The following is an 18,010-nucleotide window of genomic DNA, read 5'->3' as shown; positions in this document are numbered from 1 at the left end:
GACGACCACCGTTGCGTTGCGGTTCTCGATAAATAATCCACTTGCCACGCAACTGTTCTGCTATCGACCGATACTGAGGGCGAAAATGATAACGACGGGTGATCTCATCGTTATAGCCCGAGTTTGCTTTGGTATCGAAGATCCCCTTTCACGGAGTGCGCAAGCTCCGTGAAAGGTGAAAACCCTTAAGCGACCTGAATGTTCTCAGCTTCAGCCGAGGCAACCAAGTCAGAGATATCCCGAGCATCTGCTTCAGATACTGACGGAAATACTCAGCAGTGGCGACTGCTCCATTCATGGATCTCGACCGCCCAATTCATCGCTACCGGTCGGCTCCTCCGGCGAAAAAGTCGTGTCCTCGGTCGAGGACGCGATTGATTCCAATTCGGCATTCAACTCGCTCAGCCGTGCTTTCAATGATGCGCGGTCAACCGTGGTGGCGACCGATACCGCGGCTCCCGGTGCACCGGACAGCAGCCCGACAATTTGGTCCCGTTCGTCTTCGAGTTGCCGCACCCTTGTCCGCGTTTGATTTGCCTCCGCGGCTTCGCTTTGCCTCCGGCGGGCGCGTACATCATCCTCCAGGCTTTTCTCTACCTGACCGACCCCCGCCTTGATCTCGGGGAAACGCTCTCCAGCGAACCGCAAGAATTGGCCGAACTCATAAATATGGAAGTCCTGATCCGAACCGGCTAGAAATTCCTCTATCAGCTCAGGGCGAGGACCCAGCTTCCGACCTTTGTGAATCCACCACCAGTCTTCCTTGGCGTCATCTGAAATGAAAATGATCGACCGCTTATCCGCCTTTGCCTTGCCGATCATGTCCTTCCAAATAATCAGATCACCGTACTTATCGAACTCGCCAACATCCTTTTTCGCGTCCTTGTATCCAGGCGGGATCTTCTTCGCATAGCGATCATCACCCTCTTTCTTAAGTGCGGCGAGCTGTTCGGGCTTCCACTTATCACCAATTCGACCATCCAAGAGTTGCGTCAGGCGAGTGACAGCGGCCGCGATGTCCACGGTCGGGTGGGCAGCCCGCGAGGCTGCCATTCGCGCGCGAAAGTCCGCCGAAAACATATCCAAGGCAGCCAATTCTTTCGGCACGCTTATCGTGGGATGAGCGCGGAGTTGCCTGAGCCGCTCGCGCGCCTTCTCGATCGTCGCTTCCTGGTCTTTGATCAAGACATCGTAAGCATCCTGCGCGCCAAGCTCAACATCCAAGCGATTACGATGAAACTCCAACCCAACCTGATATGGAATCCACAGAGATTCTTTTAGCGCGTCGAACAGCCGCAAAAGTTCTTCGCGAACTGCGGCGGGGTGCCGGAGGCAGTGCAGCAAAACATTCGCGTCAGGGACAAAAATGGCGTTGTCCCACAACGCTGAGGCCTTGACCGCCGACTTTGGATACCAGCCCGGATATTTATCTCTCATGATCACTCCAACCAGGCGAGTTTTTCGATGCCAAGCCTCTGCGCGGCCTCTCTAACAAGGTTGCGGGATCGTTCGGCCTCGGTCTTCCCGCTCTCGAGTAGGACGACACCGAACGACGTAAACGAACTTTGCGCGCGACCGCGCTCGAAGACCGCCATCAAGACAGACTTCCAATCTCGGCTCCGCCCCCAGCCGATTACCCGACCGTCCTCGGTTCTCCGTCCATGTGGCTTGATATAGACGTGAACAACGCGATCGATGGCCGTAAGCCCAAGCAAGCGCCAGACTTCGCCTTCATTTAAGGACAGCCGCGCCCTGACATAGGGCTTCACCAGGGAATCCTTGATATAGACGCGCACCTTCCGGGCATCCATCACATGCGCAAGTTGTCCGCCGATTGAGGCATCCCGTGTCCAAAGCTCATAGTAGCGCGCCCGCTCGACGTCTTGGAGCGACATCCAGCCAAGGTCATCACACTGCTGCCAAAGCTTGTCCCTCAGGTTGTCACGTAGGGCCGTTGAAATGGAAGTCATTGAATACCGCCCCTGGTATAAGGCGCCGGGAAATCGAAGGCAGGCAGTTCTAGTGTTGGATCACCCTCACGGGTGAACAGATCGGCCTGGTCCTTCATCCAATCGAGCATGAATGTACCGGCGCCCTCATCACGGAACTGTATGACGCCTGGCAGACGCAGCCGTTCAACGTCCCCTCGGACAGCCTTCTCAAGCTCTACAACCTCCGCGAGGCGGCGCAGGTCGCTGACGAAATCGAGAACGACGACTTTCTTCTTCCTCGGGCTGATGCGCAGACCCCGACCCAATTGCTGCACAAAGATCCGACGGCTGTGCGTGACGCGCATGAAGACGATCATGTCAACGTCCGGTACGTCGACGCCTTCATTGAACAGGTCGCGAGTTGTGACAACGTCGAGCGAGCCCTTTCGAAAGGCCGCCATTGTCCGATCACGTTCCCGAGGCGTCATGTCGCCGGTGATCGGCTCAGCGCGAAAGCCGAACAGCCTCAACATGGCCGCGAAGCTTTTGGCGTGGGTCACGGAGGAACAGAATATTATCGCCGAGCGTCGGACCTCCTTGTCGAAGGTGTCCCGGATCGCGCGCGCCGCCTCCTCATCACGCGTTGGCAGCAGCAAGAGCTTGTTGAGCTGCGTGATCGAATAGCTGTTGCGCGAGTGCGATCGCACAAACGACCAATCAATGTTGTCGGCGAGCAGCCGGTAATCCGCCTCGCAGAGAAATCCTCGTCTCAGGCCCTCAGCGATACCGATCCGCACGACAGGTGGGCCCAGCAAGTGGTCGATATCATAGCCGTCGCCCCGCCACGGGGTCGCCGTGACACCGCCGATCATAGCCTCGGCCATTTTATCCGTCACACGGCGGAAGGTGTCGGAGCCGACATGGTGCGCCTCGTCGATCATCACGACCCCGAAGTCGGGTAACTCATCGAGGCGAGATACAGCGCTTTGAACGGTCGCGAACGTGATCCCATTCCACTCGCTCGGAAACTCGCCACCGATCAGGCGGTGCGTCGGAACCCATTTTGGAAGCTGGTCCCAAAAAGCCCTCTGCAACTGATCAACCAACTCCCTTGTGCCGGCGAGCACCAATGCCCGCCCCCCGGGGATCGCCTCATCGCGGAAGAGCTGAGCGATGCTCTCCGCCAAGACGACCGTCTTTCCAAGTCCGGTCGCGAGAACGACCTGTCCGCGGCCCGTTTCGCGTAGAGACCCGACAAATCGATCCACGGCTTCGAGCTGATAGTCGCGAAGATCGCGTCTGCTGGGCGGATATTCCGGGCTGCGCCGCGCCATCTCGAGCAAGGTCGCCGGCTCAAGAATACCAATCTGAATGCCGAGCGCTGCCCAACGGCGAACCGACGCATGCATCGCTGGTCCGGCGCGACGGCTTGTGGCGACGTAGAGTCGATCAGCCTGATAATAGCGCGCCGCTTCGCCTACCTGATCCACAGCCGCCGGCGATGGATAACCGCCGGTTGTGAATTTGCACTGGATTACCCACAACTCGGAGTTCTTGACCCCGAGGACGTCGGCACCAGCGTCACCCGAACCACCAATGAGCCTGACATCCTCAAACCCGTTGCACACCAGCAGCCGAGCAACATCCCGTTCGAAGGCTTGCCATGGCCCCTTGAGTAGTCGCTGGGTGTGGAGGAAGGGCTCTGAGGTCACACCGCAACATCCGGTCTGAGGAGCCGGAGCGAACAAGTCGCTCGGATCACGGTGTCGCGTGAGGCGCGCGCCAGGTCCGCTGGCGTTTGATCAGAGAGCCAAATGGCGTCCCCCAGATAGGCGTCATAGCGTGCGACCGTCGCCGCCCTCGCATCGTTCGTCACCTCGTGGGCCCCGAAATCAAGGACGGCGTATGCGTCCTCCCAATACTTTCCATCGAGAAATAGCTCGGGATGTCTTATGAATAATCGGCGGACTGTGCCGCCGTCCGCGTAGTCCCAATATCGGCCGTCCACGATGAGCGCTCGCGGATCAGCGACGCCACGACCAGCCATTCGGCGAGCGATTCCTTCCTTCTCGCGATCCGAGAGCTCACCATACATGGCCTCGGCGGATTGCCCGTTAATAAGGCCGGCCACCGAACGGCAGATATCGCTCAGGATATTACCGGCGAGCGCTATAATTTCCTGCTCGTCCAGCCGAGTATCGCCACAATACTCTGCTCGAAAATCCGCGAGTACACTTGCCGACGTCGCATCTTGGCTATGCCCGCGAAGGAACTCAATCGTCCGATAGGTCAGATCGACGAGCAAGGCGTCGAGGGGTGTCATCGTCGAGGATCGAAAAACGTCGTGGGCTGTATCGACAAGGTAAGAATAGGTGCGTGTCGCAACGTTATCCAAGCGGATCGCCCACGGCTGCCCTGGCGGTAGTTGTGGGTCAGTTGGGTCGACGGCGAAAGCCTCCACGTCAAACTCCGCGCGGTAGGTGGGATGGATGTACTTGCGGGTGAGTTCGAATATCGGCCGCCGCGCCGGGGCCGCCGGCTCGGGTGCTGACGCGGATGCCACAGGAGCCTGTTCGCCGCTGGGTGGGGTGCTGCTTTCGCCACTGTCTGGACCTTCCGGATTGGAATCGCCCCCAAGAAAGCCCGCGGGAATTGCCGCCCCGTCTCCACCGCCAGGCGTGTCGCCGAGGATCTTCACATCCTGCTCCTCGACAAGCTGCCACCAACGCTCGTCCGTCAGATAATCGGCGTCGGCGTTGGCGAACAGGCCGGCCATCTGCTGGGCGCGATCGTTGTCCTGGACGACCATGATACGAGACCACAGACCATTCTTGCCTTGAGGGCTGGTGCGGCGAAACGCCTGGAAAAGCTTGTACAACGGGCTCTGATTGCCATCGAAACCCTTCTGGCGCGCGGTGTTGGGCCGCAGCGGGCCCTCGCCGCGGACCACCCGGAGCATCTCATTCCATGCCGGATCGTCACGCTCGAAACGGTTCTTGGTGTAACTCACCTGGCAATGGTCGAGGTGGATTTCTCCTATGAAGCGACCTCGGCTTCGCGGATCATCGATCGGATACTCGACCTCCTGAGTCTCCCCGTCGTTCCAGATGAAAAGATCCTTGCTTCCAATCTCAATTTTCCGGCCGTTTCTGATAAAGTCGATACCGAAATCGGTCTTGTCCAAGTATCGTTGGATGCCGACCCAGCCTTTGACTCTTCGCGGGGTCTCCACGATGGCGCAGTGGATGCTTCCGGTTGGGCAGTGTTCCTGATCGCTCGTCAACGTACGCATGCAATGCTCGCAATATCGGCGCGGGGCGAGAGCGACATCGAACTGCTCCACCGCGCTGACGGCGGTGCCATCAGGCAGCTCGATCGACCGGCTCGCGTCCCAGACGCAAGGACGGAGCGGTGTGACCCTCGCGCCGCTCAACATCAGTCGGATCGCGCCAGCTTCGGAATTGGACAAAAGCGCCGAATACGTCTTGGCCAAATGTTTCTTAATGGTCGTGCGGTTGTTCGCTCGCGCCAGATAGGCGCGTTGCTCCGGCTTTAGCCGCGTCACGACAATCTCCGTGCCGTGATCCTCATGATTAGCTTTGGCTCGGGTCTGGCGGGGCACTTTGTAATTCCCGGAGGATCGAAGCTCCTCCAGATCAATGCGGACACCGACTTGCTCCGGATCTCCCCGCCGGCTAGTCCAGACCTCGGTTACGACACCGAGACGCGCGGTGGCGATGTTGAAGCCCATGCCAAAAAGCCCGAGCTTCGACAGCGGGTCGTTGCCCGACCAGCCCGCGCGAAGGGCATTTTCCAACGTCTCCAGGGACATGCCAGGCCCATTGTCCTTCACGGACACGCGCGCGTTCTCGGTGTCGGCGGTTGGAATGCTGATCGTGATCTCGGGCTGAGCGATCGGCGTGTCGGCCCTGGCGGCGTCAATGAAGCCATCCATCGAATTATCGATAAGCTCGGCCAGGCATCGCCACTGCTCAAGATTGATTTCGCCGAGCATCTGCAGCACGCGCGGCGCGGGCGTGAGGTCCAGTTCCTGAGTCATTTCCCCACCTTTGCCCCGACCCTTGGTCGGGATTTATCTTCCGCTGTGCCCAGCGCGTTTGATGTCTGAAGTCGCGCGATCAGTCGGAGCAGATGCTCAGGTTTGGTCTCGCACTCCCAAACCTCGACGACGATCCAACCTTCTGCTTCGAGCGCGGATCGGTTTTTTTCGTCCCGCAACCTATTGCCCTCAAGTTTTGGGCGCCAGAAATCGAGCTTCGACTTCGGCATTCTTGAAAGCTTGCAATTCGGATCCGGATGCTGGTGCCAGAAGCACCCATGGACAAACAGAGCTATCCGCCGGCGCCGAAAGACAAGATCAGGCTTTCCGGGCAAATCGCTCGCATGCAGACGATATCGCAATCCCGCCGCGTGAAGCGCCCGACGCACGCGCATTTCTGGCTTGGTGTCGCGCCCCCGAATGCGAGACATCTGCGCGCTTCTCGCGGTATCCGTCTCATTCGTCGTCGACACCGCCAGCCTCATCCGGTTCGGGACCCGCGACGTTCTCACCCACCGGCGGAATGTCGGGTTCCACTGACACGGCATCGTCCTGACGAAATCCGGCCAACATCTCCTCCAGTAGCACGGCATGATCCTGTCGTGCCGGCACCCGCTCCAGGGTCGCGACGATCCGCTTGGCGATTTCATCTGGCGTCAGCGAATCCGCCAGCCGCTCATCCAATGCCCAGAGCCGCCCAGGATGCGCGACGTCCCATGGAGAGCGCTTATTGGCTCGCGTGGTCGCCGCGTCACCATGCTTGCTCATTCCCCAGCAGGCCTTGGTCTCCGAGTTCCAGATTGGCCAGAATGTCCGAATGAGATGCTTCTCGGCGACAAGTTGGGCATTCGTCGCGCACACGAGGCGGCGGCAGACAAAGTCCGCCAATTCTATGGACGACAAATGGGATGGAAGCTTGTCAGCATAGGCTTCCGCTGTGCCGATCGTCCCAGCGTGCTCTAGTAGACGCGCCGTAAGCTTCGCGCCCTGTTCCCGCGTGGTACTGGCATCATCTTTCGCCGGGTCGGCCTTGCCGACATAGATCGGTGTCTCGGATCCAGAGATGCCGGCATAGAGCGGGTGATTGCCACGATAGTAGATCGCGTAGACGCCAGAACCGTATGCCGGCCGGACATCTGTCAATGCGACCAGAGGCTGCGCAATGAGCGCGATAGAGACCATTCGGCCGATCGCCTTGGGGTCGGCGGGATCGAAGGTCGCGCGAGGCATGCGAACTGGATCGGTAGCCGAGCGCGCCGCTTCCACCGCGTCGGCGTGTATGGCCAGACCTTCACGAATCCGTCGAACAACCGCCTGAGGAGGATTGCTGCCGGCCGCCGCGAGCACCGCAGCAAGCGCGTCCTCAAGTGCCTTAATCGCGGCTCGATCTGGTGCCAACGCCATCCACTAAACCCCCTCGATAGCCGAAACGAGGTCTAACGGCCGCGACTCGCACTCCGACTGATATAAAACCAAAATTACGCCGCGCGGCGAGCGGAGGCCAGGCCACCGCTGGCCCTTCCACCATCAAGCTGCGCGGCCAGCCAACCACCAGCCGCGGCTCCAAGAGGAGCCGGGACCGCATTGCCTAGCTGCCGCATGCTCTCTGTCCACGACCGCGGAAACTCGTAGTCATCCGGCAACCCCACCAGTCGCGCGGCTTCACGCGTGGTGAAGTAGCGAACCGACCCATCGTCGCGAACCATCATATTCTCGCCGCCGGGAACACCATGATCGCCCGCTTTCAAGGCCTTCGAGGGAAGATCCAAAGGACTTCCTGTGTGGCCCGGATACACCCGCGCGCCAACCTGAAGGACGTGGTTACGCTTTCCGTTCGGTTCGCCGAGGCCCCTTAACGCATCACGGAGGGTGACCCACGGGGCTCCAGCCGGCTCGACGTCAGCCCGCTTCAATCGCTCAACGCGCGCGCGATCCTGCAGCAGAATTGGAGCGCGGCCGCTCTTCAGGCCATGTCTCGTCCAATATTCACCAGTGATGTACTGCTCCCAGAGAAGTCGGTCACGGCTATGGGTTGGCATCATGGGAGTCGGGAGAACATCGAGATCGCTTCTGATTCCAAAAATCAACACGCGGTGCCTGATCTGGGCCGCGCCAAAATCGGCGGCGTTCACAAGCTGCCAAACAACGTTGAATTCCTTGCGAGTCCTCGACGCCGTCAGCCGCGCGCGATGCTCCGCGTGCGATTCATCTGATTTGCGGACCATGCCCGGCCGCTCCAGATGCGAGACGATCCACTCTAGGTAGGGGCGGAAACGGGGACCAGCGAGGTTCCTGACGTTCTCGAATAGAAACGACCGAGGTTTTGCCTCCCGCGCCGCTCGAATGGCTTCCGGCCACATGTCACGACGATCGTCCTGACCATGTTTCTTCCCGCCAATTCCAAACGGCTGGCATGGGGGGCCACCTGAAACCAGATCGAGGGAGGTCAGCTTCTTCCAATCGATCTCCCGCACATCCTGAAGACCCATCGGCCAATCGCGAACGTGCTCCACGCCCTTTGCCTTGTTGTGCAGGACCGTCGCGACAGCGTCATGATCGAACTCCGCCATGTGCTGATGCCGAAATCCCGCTTGCGACATTCCGAGCGCCAGCCCGCCACAGCCGGCGAAGAGTTCAGCGCTTTGCATCTTCGCCCCCTTTTAGATCCAGCGGCAACATCGGCCCGCCCGCGGATTCTTCCAAAAATCTGTCGACTGCTCGCCGGACCAGCCAGGCTACTTTCACGCCTTGCGCTTTCGCAAGACGATCAAGCTCCGCCTTCTGCGTCCGCGTCAGTGTGGTAGTTACGCGCTCGGCGTCCCGACCGTCCTTGCCCAAATTCGGCCTCCGCGGCATTCCGCGGCATTCCGCGGCGGAGTTACCTTGCTGCAGACTCATTAATATTTCAACCACAAAGTAACCTTACGCACTGCTTTGCACACACGCCCTAGCCTGACAGAGCGCGACCACCCTGGAGTTGGCCATCGAAATCACAAGACCGATATATCAGGCGACTTGGAACAAATCAAGAACAAACGGTCACACTTCCAGCGAGACAGGCACCCCTGAGGCCCATTATTGCCCCCCCGCGACGAAGAGGTCCGGGATGAGGTAACCGTTGTTGGCAAAACTTCAGTCCTTGGAGCGATAATTGGAGAGACCCTCGCTGTCACTGAGAGCGCGGAGGCGGAGGGGGAAACCGGAGTCGGACGACTCCGTGAACAGAGTGAGGACGCCAAAGTCCCCCCTGCATATGCCGAACTCAATCGTACCCCGACGCGTGTCGCGGCCCTTAGCTTCTATTGGAGTGCCCTGAGCGCCTCGAAACCACCGTCACAGAAATCGTCGTGGGCGGCAAGCGTCCGATGCAGGACGGCAAGCCAATAGTTCTCACCGGCAAGCGCAAGTTCGCTCGCAACACGCTCCGCCTCCTCGCCCGGGCCATAGGCTCGCTTCAGCGCGCGGTACTGGCCACCCAAGTACTCCAACGCTATCCGCCGATAGCGATCGGCAAGATGAAGCAATCTGAAATGCGACCGGAGGCGCTGGAAGGTCGCAAGAGCCATTCCCGCGGGCCTCGATACCCGAAAGCCCGGAGCGATGGCGTCTGCCCGGAGATCGACATCGGGAGCGAGAAAGAGAGTTGTCGGTATTTGATCGAAGTATCGATGGACGAACAGACGCGCAAACGTGATCATCCGCCAGTCATCGATCATACCACCGGCACGGAGACGATACCCGTGCTAGCGATTACGTTGACCTCTCGCCCTACCGAACGCAGGATATATGGACAGTTGCTCATGGCTATGGGTGCCAATGTCCACGAACGTTTAACTCTCATGGAGCTAGAGATAAGAACTGTCCTAAAGCTGAAAAGCCACAACGTACGTGTTTTGGTGTTTGACGAGGTCCACAATCTGCTCGCTGGAACTCCCAGAGAACAGCGCGTAATTCTCCAGCTCTTGAGATATTTGCGCAACGAGATCAAAGCTTCCCTCGTTTCTCTTGGGGTGTCCGAAGCGCGTGATGCGATCGCGGGTGACACACAACTAGCACGGCGTTTGGATCAATTTGTGCTTCCAAGATGGAAGGCTGACGAAGAGTTTCAAGAATTCGTAACTGCGATCCCACGCAGCCTGCCTCTCAAACTTCCATCTGTTATATCCAGCCAAAGTCTCCGTCACCTTTCGCGCCTCACCGCGAGTTGCATGTCCGCTTTTAACAGCATCAAGCGCCAATTGCGACGGCCGGGATGAGGTCGGTAGAGTTGCCGGACGGTGACGCGCCCCTTTGCAGACGCACTCATATCAGCCACTCAGTGCCAATCCACCCTGACGACCAATGTCCCTCTCGATTTCCGCGACCAGGCTATCGAGAGCCGGATTTCTCGTCTTACGTGCCCGCCGAACGACGTAAGCCAAGGATGGCGGCACAGGCAATCGGTCGGTCATTATCTGCATCTCGCCACGTATATGGCGGTCACTCAGCAACGCCACACCCATTGTCGCGTTGACGGCGGACACAATCCCAGCAGCGCTTGAGCACTCGAACACGGTTTCGAGAACTGAGTTCTCCTGGCCGACGTCGAGTGCCCATTGTCGATAGAAACATTCGTCATCGAACGACAAAAACGGTATCGGTTCATCCTGCCGGATCATCAACTCGGGATGCTTCACCCAGTGAAGGTCCTCTCTGTAAAGGACCACGTCGCCCGGTCGCGCCTCGTGGCTGAAGACCTGGACGATTGCGGCATCAAGTTCTCCGCGCTCCAGCATGGCGCGGAGGACCAAGCTCATGCGGACCTTGGTTCGGACCGCAACGTTTGGGTGAAGCCGCCTGAAGCGGCCGAGGATGCGAGCGAGATCAGTACATGCAGTGTCTTCGGTGAGCCCCAGTAGAAGTCTTCCGGCGAGTGGTGTCTTGGACAGACTTATCAGCGCCTCGTCGTGCAGCCCAAGGATGCGGCCAGCGTAGTCCAGCAGGTCTTCGCCAGCGGCTGTGAACATCGGTCCTCCCGATTTCCGTCCGAGCAGCTCGCAATCTAGGCTAACCTCAAGCCTTTTGATTTTATGGCTCACGGCGGATTGGGAGAGACCGAGAGCGGCGGCGGCTCTTGTAATGCCGCCATGTTGGCGGATTGCGCAAAGCGCCCGCAGAGCGTCGATTTCGAGGCGGCGACTGTTCAGCTCGTTCATGGCCGTATCCGTCTGATTGTCCGTGGAAGGAGCCTACCACGAACCTCGCAGATCATGACAGCAATTTAAGGAATGTCATGCGCACATCGATATTTGTCATGTGCGGTTTCTGCGCTTTCCCCGTACCAGTAGATCGTGTTCCTCGTGATAGAGCCCCAATGACCGACACCTCTCTACTTTTCGTCGCTGCCAGTCGCCATCCTCTGTTATGGCCATTGCTCGCCACGCTTCTCATTATCGGATGGAGTTCGGGCTTCGTCGGTATTCGATATGCGAACCAGGAGGCGAGCGTCATGCTTCTGCTCTTCTGGCGGACTTTGCTGTCCGGCCTAATCCTTTTGCCATTCGCGTTGGCCATCGGACCAAGGATATCGATGCGTGCGGTCAGGGATCAGGCACTGTTCGGTATCATGGCGGTTTTCCTTTATCTGGGCGGCTTCGCGCTTGCCATCGAGCAAAAGGTGCCAACCGGGCTGGTCGCGCTCATCGCCGACCTTCTTCCGCTGGCCATTGCCGCCCTTTCACAACCTGTCCTCGGTGAACGGCTGACGCACCGGCAATGGCTGGGCACCATGATTGCCGTCGCCGGCGTCTTGATTGTATCCTTCGACAGCCTCAGTTTCGGCACCGCTCCGATCTGGGCGTACGGTCTGACGGTCGGTTCGATGCTGGTGTTCGCCGTCGCCTCGGTCCTGCACAGGAGACGCAAGACGCAACATATGCCGGTCCATCAGAGCCTCTGCATCCAGACCCTGACAGGTTCGGTTCTCTTCGGCCTGTGCGCTTTGACGCAGGGTAGCCTTGCTCCACCGATGACCCGAGACTTCGCAATCGGGATGGCCTGGCTGGTGTTGATCGCAACGTTCCTCGCCTATGCGGTCTACTATACCAGTCTTCGGCTGTTCCCGGTTGCCAGGGTGAGCGCCGCCATCTACCTCAGCCCACCCGTGACAATGCTATGGGCATGGATATTGTTCTCGGAGCCTCTGACTTTCGCGATGTTCGCCGGGCTCGCGGTGACGTTGGTTGGCGTATGGATGACCTCACGCGGCTGACCAATTCATAATCGGTGGCTACAATGCAATCGGAAGCAGATTTGTGAGGGCCCATGGCGATCCCTGACCCACTTGTCGCCAGGACGGGGTATCCGCCGGCAATCCTTTTTTGGCAATGTCCTGCCCGATTTTTTTGTCCAAAAGCCTGATCGTCTTGTGGGTGACGATCATCCCTTTGGACGCCAGCACGTCTTCAACCATGCGAAAGCGCAGAGGAAAGCGGAAGTACGGTCATACCGCTTCGACGATGATTTCGGCTGAAAAACGATGACAGCGATAGAACTGGTCGCGAATGTTGATCATCACCCATTGTCGGTCAACGGTATGACTGGCAAGTTAAGTTTACAGCGCCATTTTACAAGCAGGGGGCAGCTGCGCTTCGGAGCTGCATTGCGCTTCCCTCAAGGGATGAGGCTGGCCAACCAGGGCCGCGCGCAAAAAACTCAACATGTGACGTCGGAGATCTACCCCGTGCCACGGCTCACGACTGACCGTCGCAAGAAAATTGTAAGCTGTGTCGTCGTGACTTTCGCGCGGACACACATAGAGCGCGACTGGTGCGCCATATTGCTTCAGAACGCGCCACAACTCCATGGATTGGCCCAGCGGATCCGTCTCATCTTCCTCTCCATGGAAAAGCAAAAGCGGAGTCTTGGCGTACTTCGCATAGGCGATAGGGCCCTGCTTCCAGACATTCTCGAAATCATCCCGCGGCCTGCCGTAGTGCCAACGATCACAAACGCCGAACCGCTTAAATCGACAACCGGGCGAGCCAGAAACTCCCTTATTCAATAACCAATCTGGTCTCAAATTATCTGATGACGGACAGGGTCGAAGAGGGCCTCGCGAGCAATAAAAATTGGCAAGAGGAGTGGCGGGAACGTATGCACAATTTACCGCCGGCTCGTGCCGTTGTTATTGATCTTCAACGGTTCAGTGCAGATCAATCGCAAGAAAATGTAGATCGGTCGCGGTCTAAATGAATTTGGAGACGACAGCGCGTGGCTTTTGTCGCGCAACTCCTGAAAATCTAACCATCGGACAGAAAGATTTTACGGAAATGCTTATCGATCAGATAGAAAGCGAAATCGGAAGGGCGTTGCCAGATTCATATAGAAGTTTCCTGACTGTTTTCGATGATTATTGCTATGTGAGCTACAACGAATTCAAAGATGAATTCCCGGATTCGACCGGCACTCCATGGTTCTTCTGGAGTGAAGAAAGGCTGGGCGAAATCTCCTCCATTCACGGCGCGGCGAAGGACCGGATGGCATGGGAAGTGTTGAAATCATACGCGGAGATCAACGCCTCAAAAGGTGAAAAGCAAAAATCGTTCCTTGAGCGCACGCAATTTCTCGTCGCCATGGCTGAGGACGACGGCGACATACTCTTCATGGACGCGTCAGATGATTTTTCGGTTTCAGTCTATATGCATGACACCGGTGAGTTGAAACGCTTGGAAGGCAGCTTTGAGACGTGGCTGGCAAGCGCCTCTGTGCAATCATAAGCTTTCCCCTGCGCAGTCGGGGAAATCCTGACTTTCCAGGATCGTGCGGCAGTCCCTGGGGTCTGGGTAGATGCCGTAATGGGCGTCTTTCGGACGAGCTTGTGGCCGAACTATTGGAGGCCGACCACATCGCGATCGGCACGCAGGTCTACAACTATAATATCCCCGCTGTGCTCAAGGCTTATATCGATCACATCGTGCGCAAGGGGGTGACGCTGAGTTTCAATGGCGAAGGTCTCGTACATGGTAAATCATGCACGATCCTCTTGGCGTCAGGCGGGGTCTATGCGGAAGGCTCTCCGATCCGTGATCGCGATATCGCGACGAACTATCTTCGACTGATTCTCAAAGTCATTGGCATCGAAGACGTGGCGGTCGTTGCAGGCGGCAACGCAAAGGCGGTCGATACGGGGCAAATTACGCGCGAAGACTTCTTGCAGACGTTCGCGCTCGAAATAGCGGAGGCTGCGGCCAAGGTGTGATGGCGTCCATGTTTACCGCCACTAGATCGTATCCATGATAGATGGCTATTGCACGCCAGGCGAGGTTTCTCAGATGGCCAAGACATTCGCAGCGGTGCGGTACCAGACTAGTCACAGCTGTTGCTGTGCTTGCTTTCTCGATAGGCAATCGACATCATCAAGGGCGAATTGAAAAAATCGCTGGGCTTGTGTCGTTTGCTTGGCATTCTCGATATCCCTATCGGCTCAAAAGCCATACTTCATAAAGGATCACTTTGCAGGGGATCTCAGACAAATTGCTAATGCGTTTGCGATAGAGCCCTTTATACAGTCCCCGTAAAACGGTAATTCTTGTAACTGATAGAGACAGTGTTCATACCCAACCGATTGTACAAGATCGATTAACCCGTCAACAACGTGACAGCGCCCGGGGTCTACTGGCTCCACACTTCGGAGTCATCCGGCAGACGGGCGGCCTGCCGGATCCGGCGATCAGTAGTCGCTGATCTTCTTCATGTAGCGGCGGGCTTCCAGCATGGTCTGGTTGCGGTGTGCGGCGAGCTTATAGGCGAATTTCCAGAGAGCATCGAAAAAGATGAGAGGTACCAGATAACCTTGGAACTGGTCGTCGATTCCAGCAAGATCCAGATCCTTGGCATCGAGCACCAGTATGTTGTCCTTGTCCCCGAAACGATAGAGGAAGTCGCGTGCCCGCTCTTCCAAGCGGCGGGTATCGTCGAGGCCGATCATCGTGATGAAGCATGTATCCTTGTCGACGACTTCGAACGGTCCATGGAAGAATTCGTTGGCATGGATAGCCTGCGAATTGATCCACTGCATTTCCATCAAGACACAGATTGCAAAGGAATAGGCGGCGCCATAGTTCGCGCCGCTCGCCGTCGTATAGATCACATCGCGATCCTTGAAACGCTCGGCAAAGCTCGTGAACAGATCGGCGTACCGCACATGCGCCGCCTCGATGGCCGGCTGCAGGTTGCCGAGGCTCTTTAGCAGAGAAGGCAGATAGTCGGCTCCGTCGGCAATCTTTACCAGGCCGGCGAGCAGCATGTAGAGGATGGCGTAGTTGCTATCTGCAGCGTCGATGGCAATGCCTGTCGTGTAGGACGCTTGGTAACGCAGCACGAAATCGGCCGCATCGGCGAGCGGCGATGACGGATCGAGCGTCATGCCGATCACGGTTGCACCCTTTTCCTTGGCATGTCTGGCGGCGCGCACGGTCTCGCGGGTTGTTCCCGTCTGCGAGCATAGGATGACGATGGCGTCGGCATCGAGTTTCATCGGATCGCGGCAGACGAATTCATCGCCATTGTAAACATCTGACGTGATGGTCTTTGAATGGCGGTCGAGAAAATACTTGCCCGGATGCATGATGGACAGCGAGCCGCCGCAGGCGACAAGAAAGACTTGGGAAACAGGCTTTTTCGCGAGCGCCTCAAGCGCTTTGGCGATATCCGGACTAAGGGTAGCTTTCATAGAATCCTCTTGGGTATTGGCGCCGTCGCGGCGCTGCTTTTGAAATCCGGCTGTCGAACATTCTTCCTGTCCTGGCGCGGTTGGAAGCGCTGCCGGAGGGCATTTTCATTCCGACATTGCTACCAACCGTCCCGATCATCGTTCGCGTTGACAGCTTTTACGCAATGTGCGAACGTTCTCACAACTTGTCAATCGGAAAGACTCCAGATGATCAAAATTGCTGCGATGGGCGACAATGTCGTTGATTGCTACATTTCCAAAGGCGCGATGTTTCCCGGCGGAAACTGCCTCAACGTTTCCGTGTTTATCCGGCGTTTTGGCGGATACTCAACCTATATCGGAGCCATTGGCCAAGACGCAGCAGGCAAACTGATAGAGGCCGCGCTCCTTGATGAGGGCGTGGATCTGACGAGGCTGCGCATCCTTGACGGACCGACTGCATATTGCATCATCGGCCATCGCGATGCCGACCGGGTCTTTGTGCGCGCTGACCTCGGCGTATCGATGTTTTCACCGGTCGATAACGATATCGCGTTCCTCAAGGATTTCACAGCCGTGCATATCGGGCAATCGAGCGGGCTGGACAACCATGTTGCGGCGGCGGCGGCACAGACATTGCTGTCCTATGATTTCTCGACCCGCCGCGATCCCGGTCATCGCCGCGCGATTGCGCCCCATTGTTTCCTGGCATCGGTCTCCGGCGGCGACCTGACGAGCGACGAGGCGGTGGCCGTGGCAACCGAGCTCCGTGCGGGGGGCGCAAAATGGGCTCTGATCACACGTGGTAGCAAGGGCGCGATACTTCTGGGAGCTGAAGGCCAGTTCGAGGTTCCCGCCTCCCCCGCCGAACTGGTCGATACACTCGGCGCCGGCGACACCTTTATTGCACGCACGCTTTACGGACTGGTTGCGGGTGAGACGCCTCAGATTCTGCTCTCGGCAGCCGCAATCGCAGCCGCCGAAACATGCCGCTATTTCGGGGCCGTCGGCCATGGCGCGCCGATCGCACTTTCGGGGGACGTGCCGGAGCTTCAGACTCTTTCGGCCTGAGGCGCCGTGACCGAACCGCGCAGCGCCAGCCTGTGCTTCAACACCTGGTGCTGCTCTTCGCCACACTCCCCGCCGATCCGCGCGAGAATGAGGCGGGCGGAAGCCTCTCCCATCTCGGTCAAGGGCTGCGCGATCGCCGTGATGCCAGGCTTCAGGAAGCTCATCCAGTCGAGATCGTCAAAGCAGATCAGTGAAAGGTCTGTCGGGATCTGCAGGTCGAGCGAGGTGACCGCATCCATTGCAACAGCCGACATCAATCCGTCTGCGGTAAACAGCGCCGTTGGCCTATCGGGACGCGAAAGAAGGTCCATCGTCGCCGTTCTTGCCGCCGTCACCGAATAGGTTCCCACCCGGCCGATGAGGCTGCGGTCGATCGAAAGTCCAGCCGCACGGTGCGCCTCAATATAGCCAAACAAGCGTTGCCAGCTGGGAAACAGGCTTGCGGGATCGATCGATCCCTCGATGACCCGGTCGATGAAAGTTGCCATATCCCCGAATTCCCAGCGCTCCAACTCGGCCACCATGCCGATCCGGCGGTGGCCCGCGGCAAGCAACTGCGCGACACTCTCGCTCGCCGCCCCGCGGTTGTCTAATGTCACCGAATCGGCAGGAAGCCCATTGACGCGTCGGTCTATCTGGACGATCGGGCAGCCTGAGGCAGCGGCAGCATGCAGATGGTGCGAAGCGGATGTGTCGCAAGGTGCGACGATCAATCCATCGATCTGTTTTTCGAGCAGCAGTTGCACAGCTTCGAGCTCGCGCTCCAGTAGTTCGTCGCTGTTGGTCAGCAGTACACCGAAGCCCTGGGCACGTGCAACGTCGGCGATCCCTCGCAGGATGCTGGCATAAAACGGGCTTTGGATATCGCCTGCGACGACGCCGATTGTCTTGGTTTTGCCAGTGATCAGGCTGCGGGCGAGCAAGTTGGGACGGTAACCCAAAGCCTCGGCGCTGCGGCGCACCCTTTCCTTGTTTTCCTCGCTGGTATAACCGTAACCGCCCAGAACGCGGCCCGCCGTTGCTGTGCTCACTCCAGCCCGCTTCGCAACTTCGGTAATCGTCACTTTGTCAGCGCGTTTGTCTGCCATTCCACTTTCCCGTCACTGACTGCATCAACATCTTCACCGCTGAAAATCGACCGGACCTCGGCGGGAATGAAAGCGACGAATGCGGTCGGTCGGTTTCGGATACAACGCCAGGCCTATATTTGACAGGCCCCTTTGTTGGAATTTCCAGACGAAATGGCATTCGTGAACT

The 18,010-nt window shown here is 58.1% G+C and carries 17 protein-coding genes and 1 pseudogene; 5 read left to right on the top strand and 13 right to left on the bottom strand.

Annotated features, from left to right (window positions below; genetic code table 11):
- Positions 1-294: 294 nt before the first annotated feature.
- The 8 genes from ACZ5FP_RS25655 to ACZ5FP_RS25620 form a co-directional block, all read right to left on the bottom strand.
- Positions 295-1,437 (bottom strand): PIN-like domain-containing protein, encoded by a 1,143-nt coding sequence (locus ACZ5FP_RS25655; RefSeq protein ID WP_464665309.1) that lies wholly within the window; start codon positions 1,435-1,437, stop codon positions 295-297.
- Positions 1,438-1,439: 2 nt separating this feature from the next.
- On the bottom strand, positions 1,440-1,970 hold the full coding sequence (locus tag ACZ5FP_RS25650) for a hypothetical protein (protein ID WP_464665308.1): 531 nt from the start codon (positions 1,968-1,970) through the stop codon (positions 1,440-1,442).
- The gene (locus ACZ5FP_RS25645; protein ID WP_464665307.1) at positions 1,967-3,643 is read right to left on the bottom strand and encodes a DEAD/DEAH box helicase family protein; all 1,677 of its coding nucleotides are present in this window, start codon (positions 3,641-3,643) and stop codon (positions 1,967-1,969) included. The genes ACZ5FP_RS25650 and ACZ5FP_RS25645 overlap by 4 nt, the downstream gene beginning before the upstream one ends.
- Positions 3,640-5,991, bottom strand: a complete 2,352-nt coding sequence (locus ACZ5FP_RS25640; protein ID WP_464665306.1) for an ATP-binding protein — start codon at positions 5,989-5,991, stop codon at positions 3,640-3,642. Before ACZ5FP_RS25640 ends, ACZ5FP_RS25645 begins: the two co-directional genes overlap by 4 nt.
- Positions 5,988-6,422 (bottom strand): very short patch repair endonuclease, encoded by a 435-nt coding sequence (locus ACZ5FP_RS25635; RefSeq protein WP_464665305.1) that lies wholly within the window; start codon positions 6,420-6,422, stop codon positions 5,988-5,990. The genes ACZ5FP_RS25640 and ACZ5FP_RS25635 overlap by 4 nt, the downstream gene beginning before the upstream one ends.
- A gap of 25 nt (positions 6,423-6,447) precedes the next feature.
- Entirely contained in the window at positions 6,448-7,395 is a 948-nt protein-coding gene (locus tag ACZ5FP_RS25630) for an Eco29kI family restriction endonuclease (protein ID WP_464665304.1), read from the bottom strand.
- Between the two features lie 74 nt (positions 7,396-7,469).
- Entirely contained in the window at positions 7,470-8,639 is a 1,170-nt protein-coding gene (locus ACZ5FP_RS25625; RefSeq protein WP_464665303.1) for a DNA cytosine methyltransferase, read from the bottom strand.
- Positions 8,626-8,847, bottom strand: a complete 222-nt coding sequence (locus ACZ5FP_RS25620; RefSeq protein WP_464665403.1) for a ribbon-helix-helix domain-containing protein — start codon at positions 8,845-8,847, stop codon at positions 8,626-8,628. Before ACZ5FP_RS25620 ends, ACZ5FP_RS25625 begins: the two co-directional genes overlap by 14 nt.
- Positions 8,848-9,338: 491 nt before the next feature.
- Here ACZ5FP_RS25620 and ACZ5FP_RS25615 point away from each other — a divergent pair, with 491 nt between their 5' ends.
- Complete coding sequence (locus ACZ5FP_RS25615; protein WP_464665302.1) at positions 9,339-10,247, top strand: TniB family NTP-binding protein; 909 nt, start codon at positions 9,339-9,341, stop codon at positions 10,245-10,247.
- Positions 10,248-10,298: 51 nt separating this feature from the next.
- Here the strand turns inward: ACZ5FP_RS25615 and ACZ5FP_RS25610 are convergent, their stop codons facing one another.
- The gene (locus ACZ5FP_RS25610) at positions 10,299-11,186 is read right to left on the bottom strand and encodes a LysR family transcriptional regulator (protein WP_464665301.1); all 888 of its coding nucleotides are present in this window, start codon (positions 11,184-11,186) and stop codon (positions 10,299-10,301) included.
- A gap of 158 nt (positions 11,187-11,344) precedes the next feature.
- Between ACZ5FP_RS25610 and ACZ5FP_RS25605 the strand changes: the two genes are divergently transcribed.
- The gene (locus tag ACZ5FP_RS25605) at positions 11,345-12,241 is read left to right on the top strand and encodes a DMT family transporter (protein ID WP_464665300.1); all 897 of its coding nucleotides are present in this window, start codon (positions 11,345-11,347) and stop codon (positions 12,239-12,241) included.
- A gap of 18 nt (positions 12,242-12,259) precedes the next feature.
- On the opposite strand, the gene ACZ5FP_RS25600 is transcribed toward ACZ5FP_RS25605, so the two are convergent.
- Positions 12,260-12,442 (bottom strand): hypothetical protein, encoded by a 183-nt coding sequence (locus ACZ5FP_RS25600; RefSeq protein ID WP_464665299.1) that lies wholly within the window; start codon positions 12,440-12,442, stop codon positions 12,260-12,262.
- Positions 12,443-12,583: 141 nt separating this feature from the next.
- Positions 12,584-13,033, bottom strand: a complete 450-nt coding sequence (locus tag ACZ5FP_RS25595; RefSeq protein ID WP_464665298.1) for an alpha/beta hydrolase family protein — start codon at positions 13,031-13,033, stop codon at positions 12,584-12,586.
- Between the two features lie 187 nt (positions 13,034-13,220).
- Here ACZ5FP_RS25595 and ACZ5FP_RS25590 point away from each other — a divergent pair, with 187 nt between their 5' ends.
- On the top strand, positions 13,221-13,748 hold the full coding sequence (locus tag ACZ5FP_RS25590; RefSeq protein WP_464665297.1) for an SMI1/KNR4 family protein: 528 nt from the start codon (positions 13,221-13,223) through the stop codon (positions 13,746-13,748).
- 83 nt (positions 13,749-13,831) lie between these two features.
- A pseudogene (locus ACZ5FP_RS25585) lies at positions 13,832-14,230 on the top strand (FMN-dependent NADH-azoreductase); the annotation flags it as partial.
- A 471-nt stretch (positions 14,231-14,701) separates the two neighbouring features.
- Here the strand turns inward: ACZ5FP_RS25585 and ACZ5FP_RS25580 are convergent.
- On the bottom strand, positions 14,702-15,703 hold the full coding sequence (locus ACZ5FP_RS25580) for an SIS domain-containing protein (RefSeq protein ID WP_464665296.1): 1,002 nt from the start codon (positions 15,701-15,703) through the stop codon (positions 14,702-14,704).
- Between the two features lie 207 nt (positions 15,704-15,910).
- Between ACZ5FP_RS25580 and ACZ5FP_RS25575 the strand changes: the two genes are divergently transcribed.
- Positions 15,911-16,753, top strand: coding sequence for a PfkB family carbohydrate kinase (locus ACZ5FP_RS25575; RefSeq protein ID WP_464665064.1), 843 nt, complete (start codon positions 15,911-15,913; stop codon positions 16,751-16,753).
- Here ACZ5FP_RS25575 and ACZ5FP_RS25570 read toward each other — a convergent pair.
- On the bottom strand, positions 16,735-17,841 hold the full coding sequence (locus tag ACZ5FP_RS25570; protein WP_464665063.1) for a LacI family DNA-binding transcriptional regulator: 1,107 nt from the start codon (positions 17,839-17,841) through the stop codon (positions 16,735-16,737). The two genes, ACZ5FP_RS25575 and ACZ5FP_RS25570, sit on opposite strands and share 19 nt — an antisense overlap.
- Positions 17,842-18,010: the final 169 nt, after the last annotated feature.

This window comes from Phyllobacterium sp. T2-21, assembly GCF_055378485.1.
This window is presented reverse-complemented; position numbering and strand designations above follow the sequence as displayed.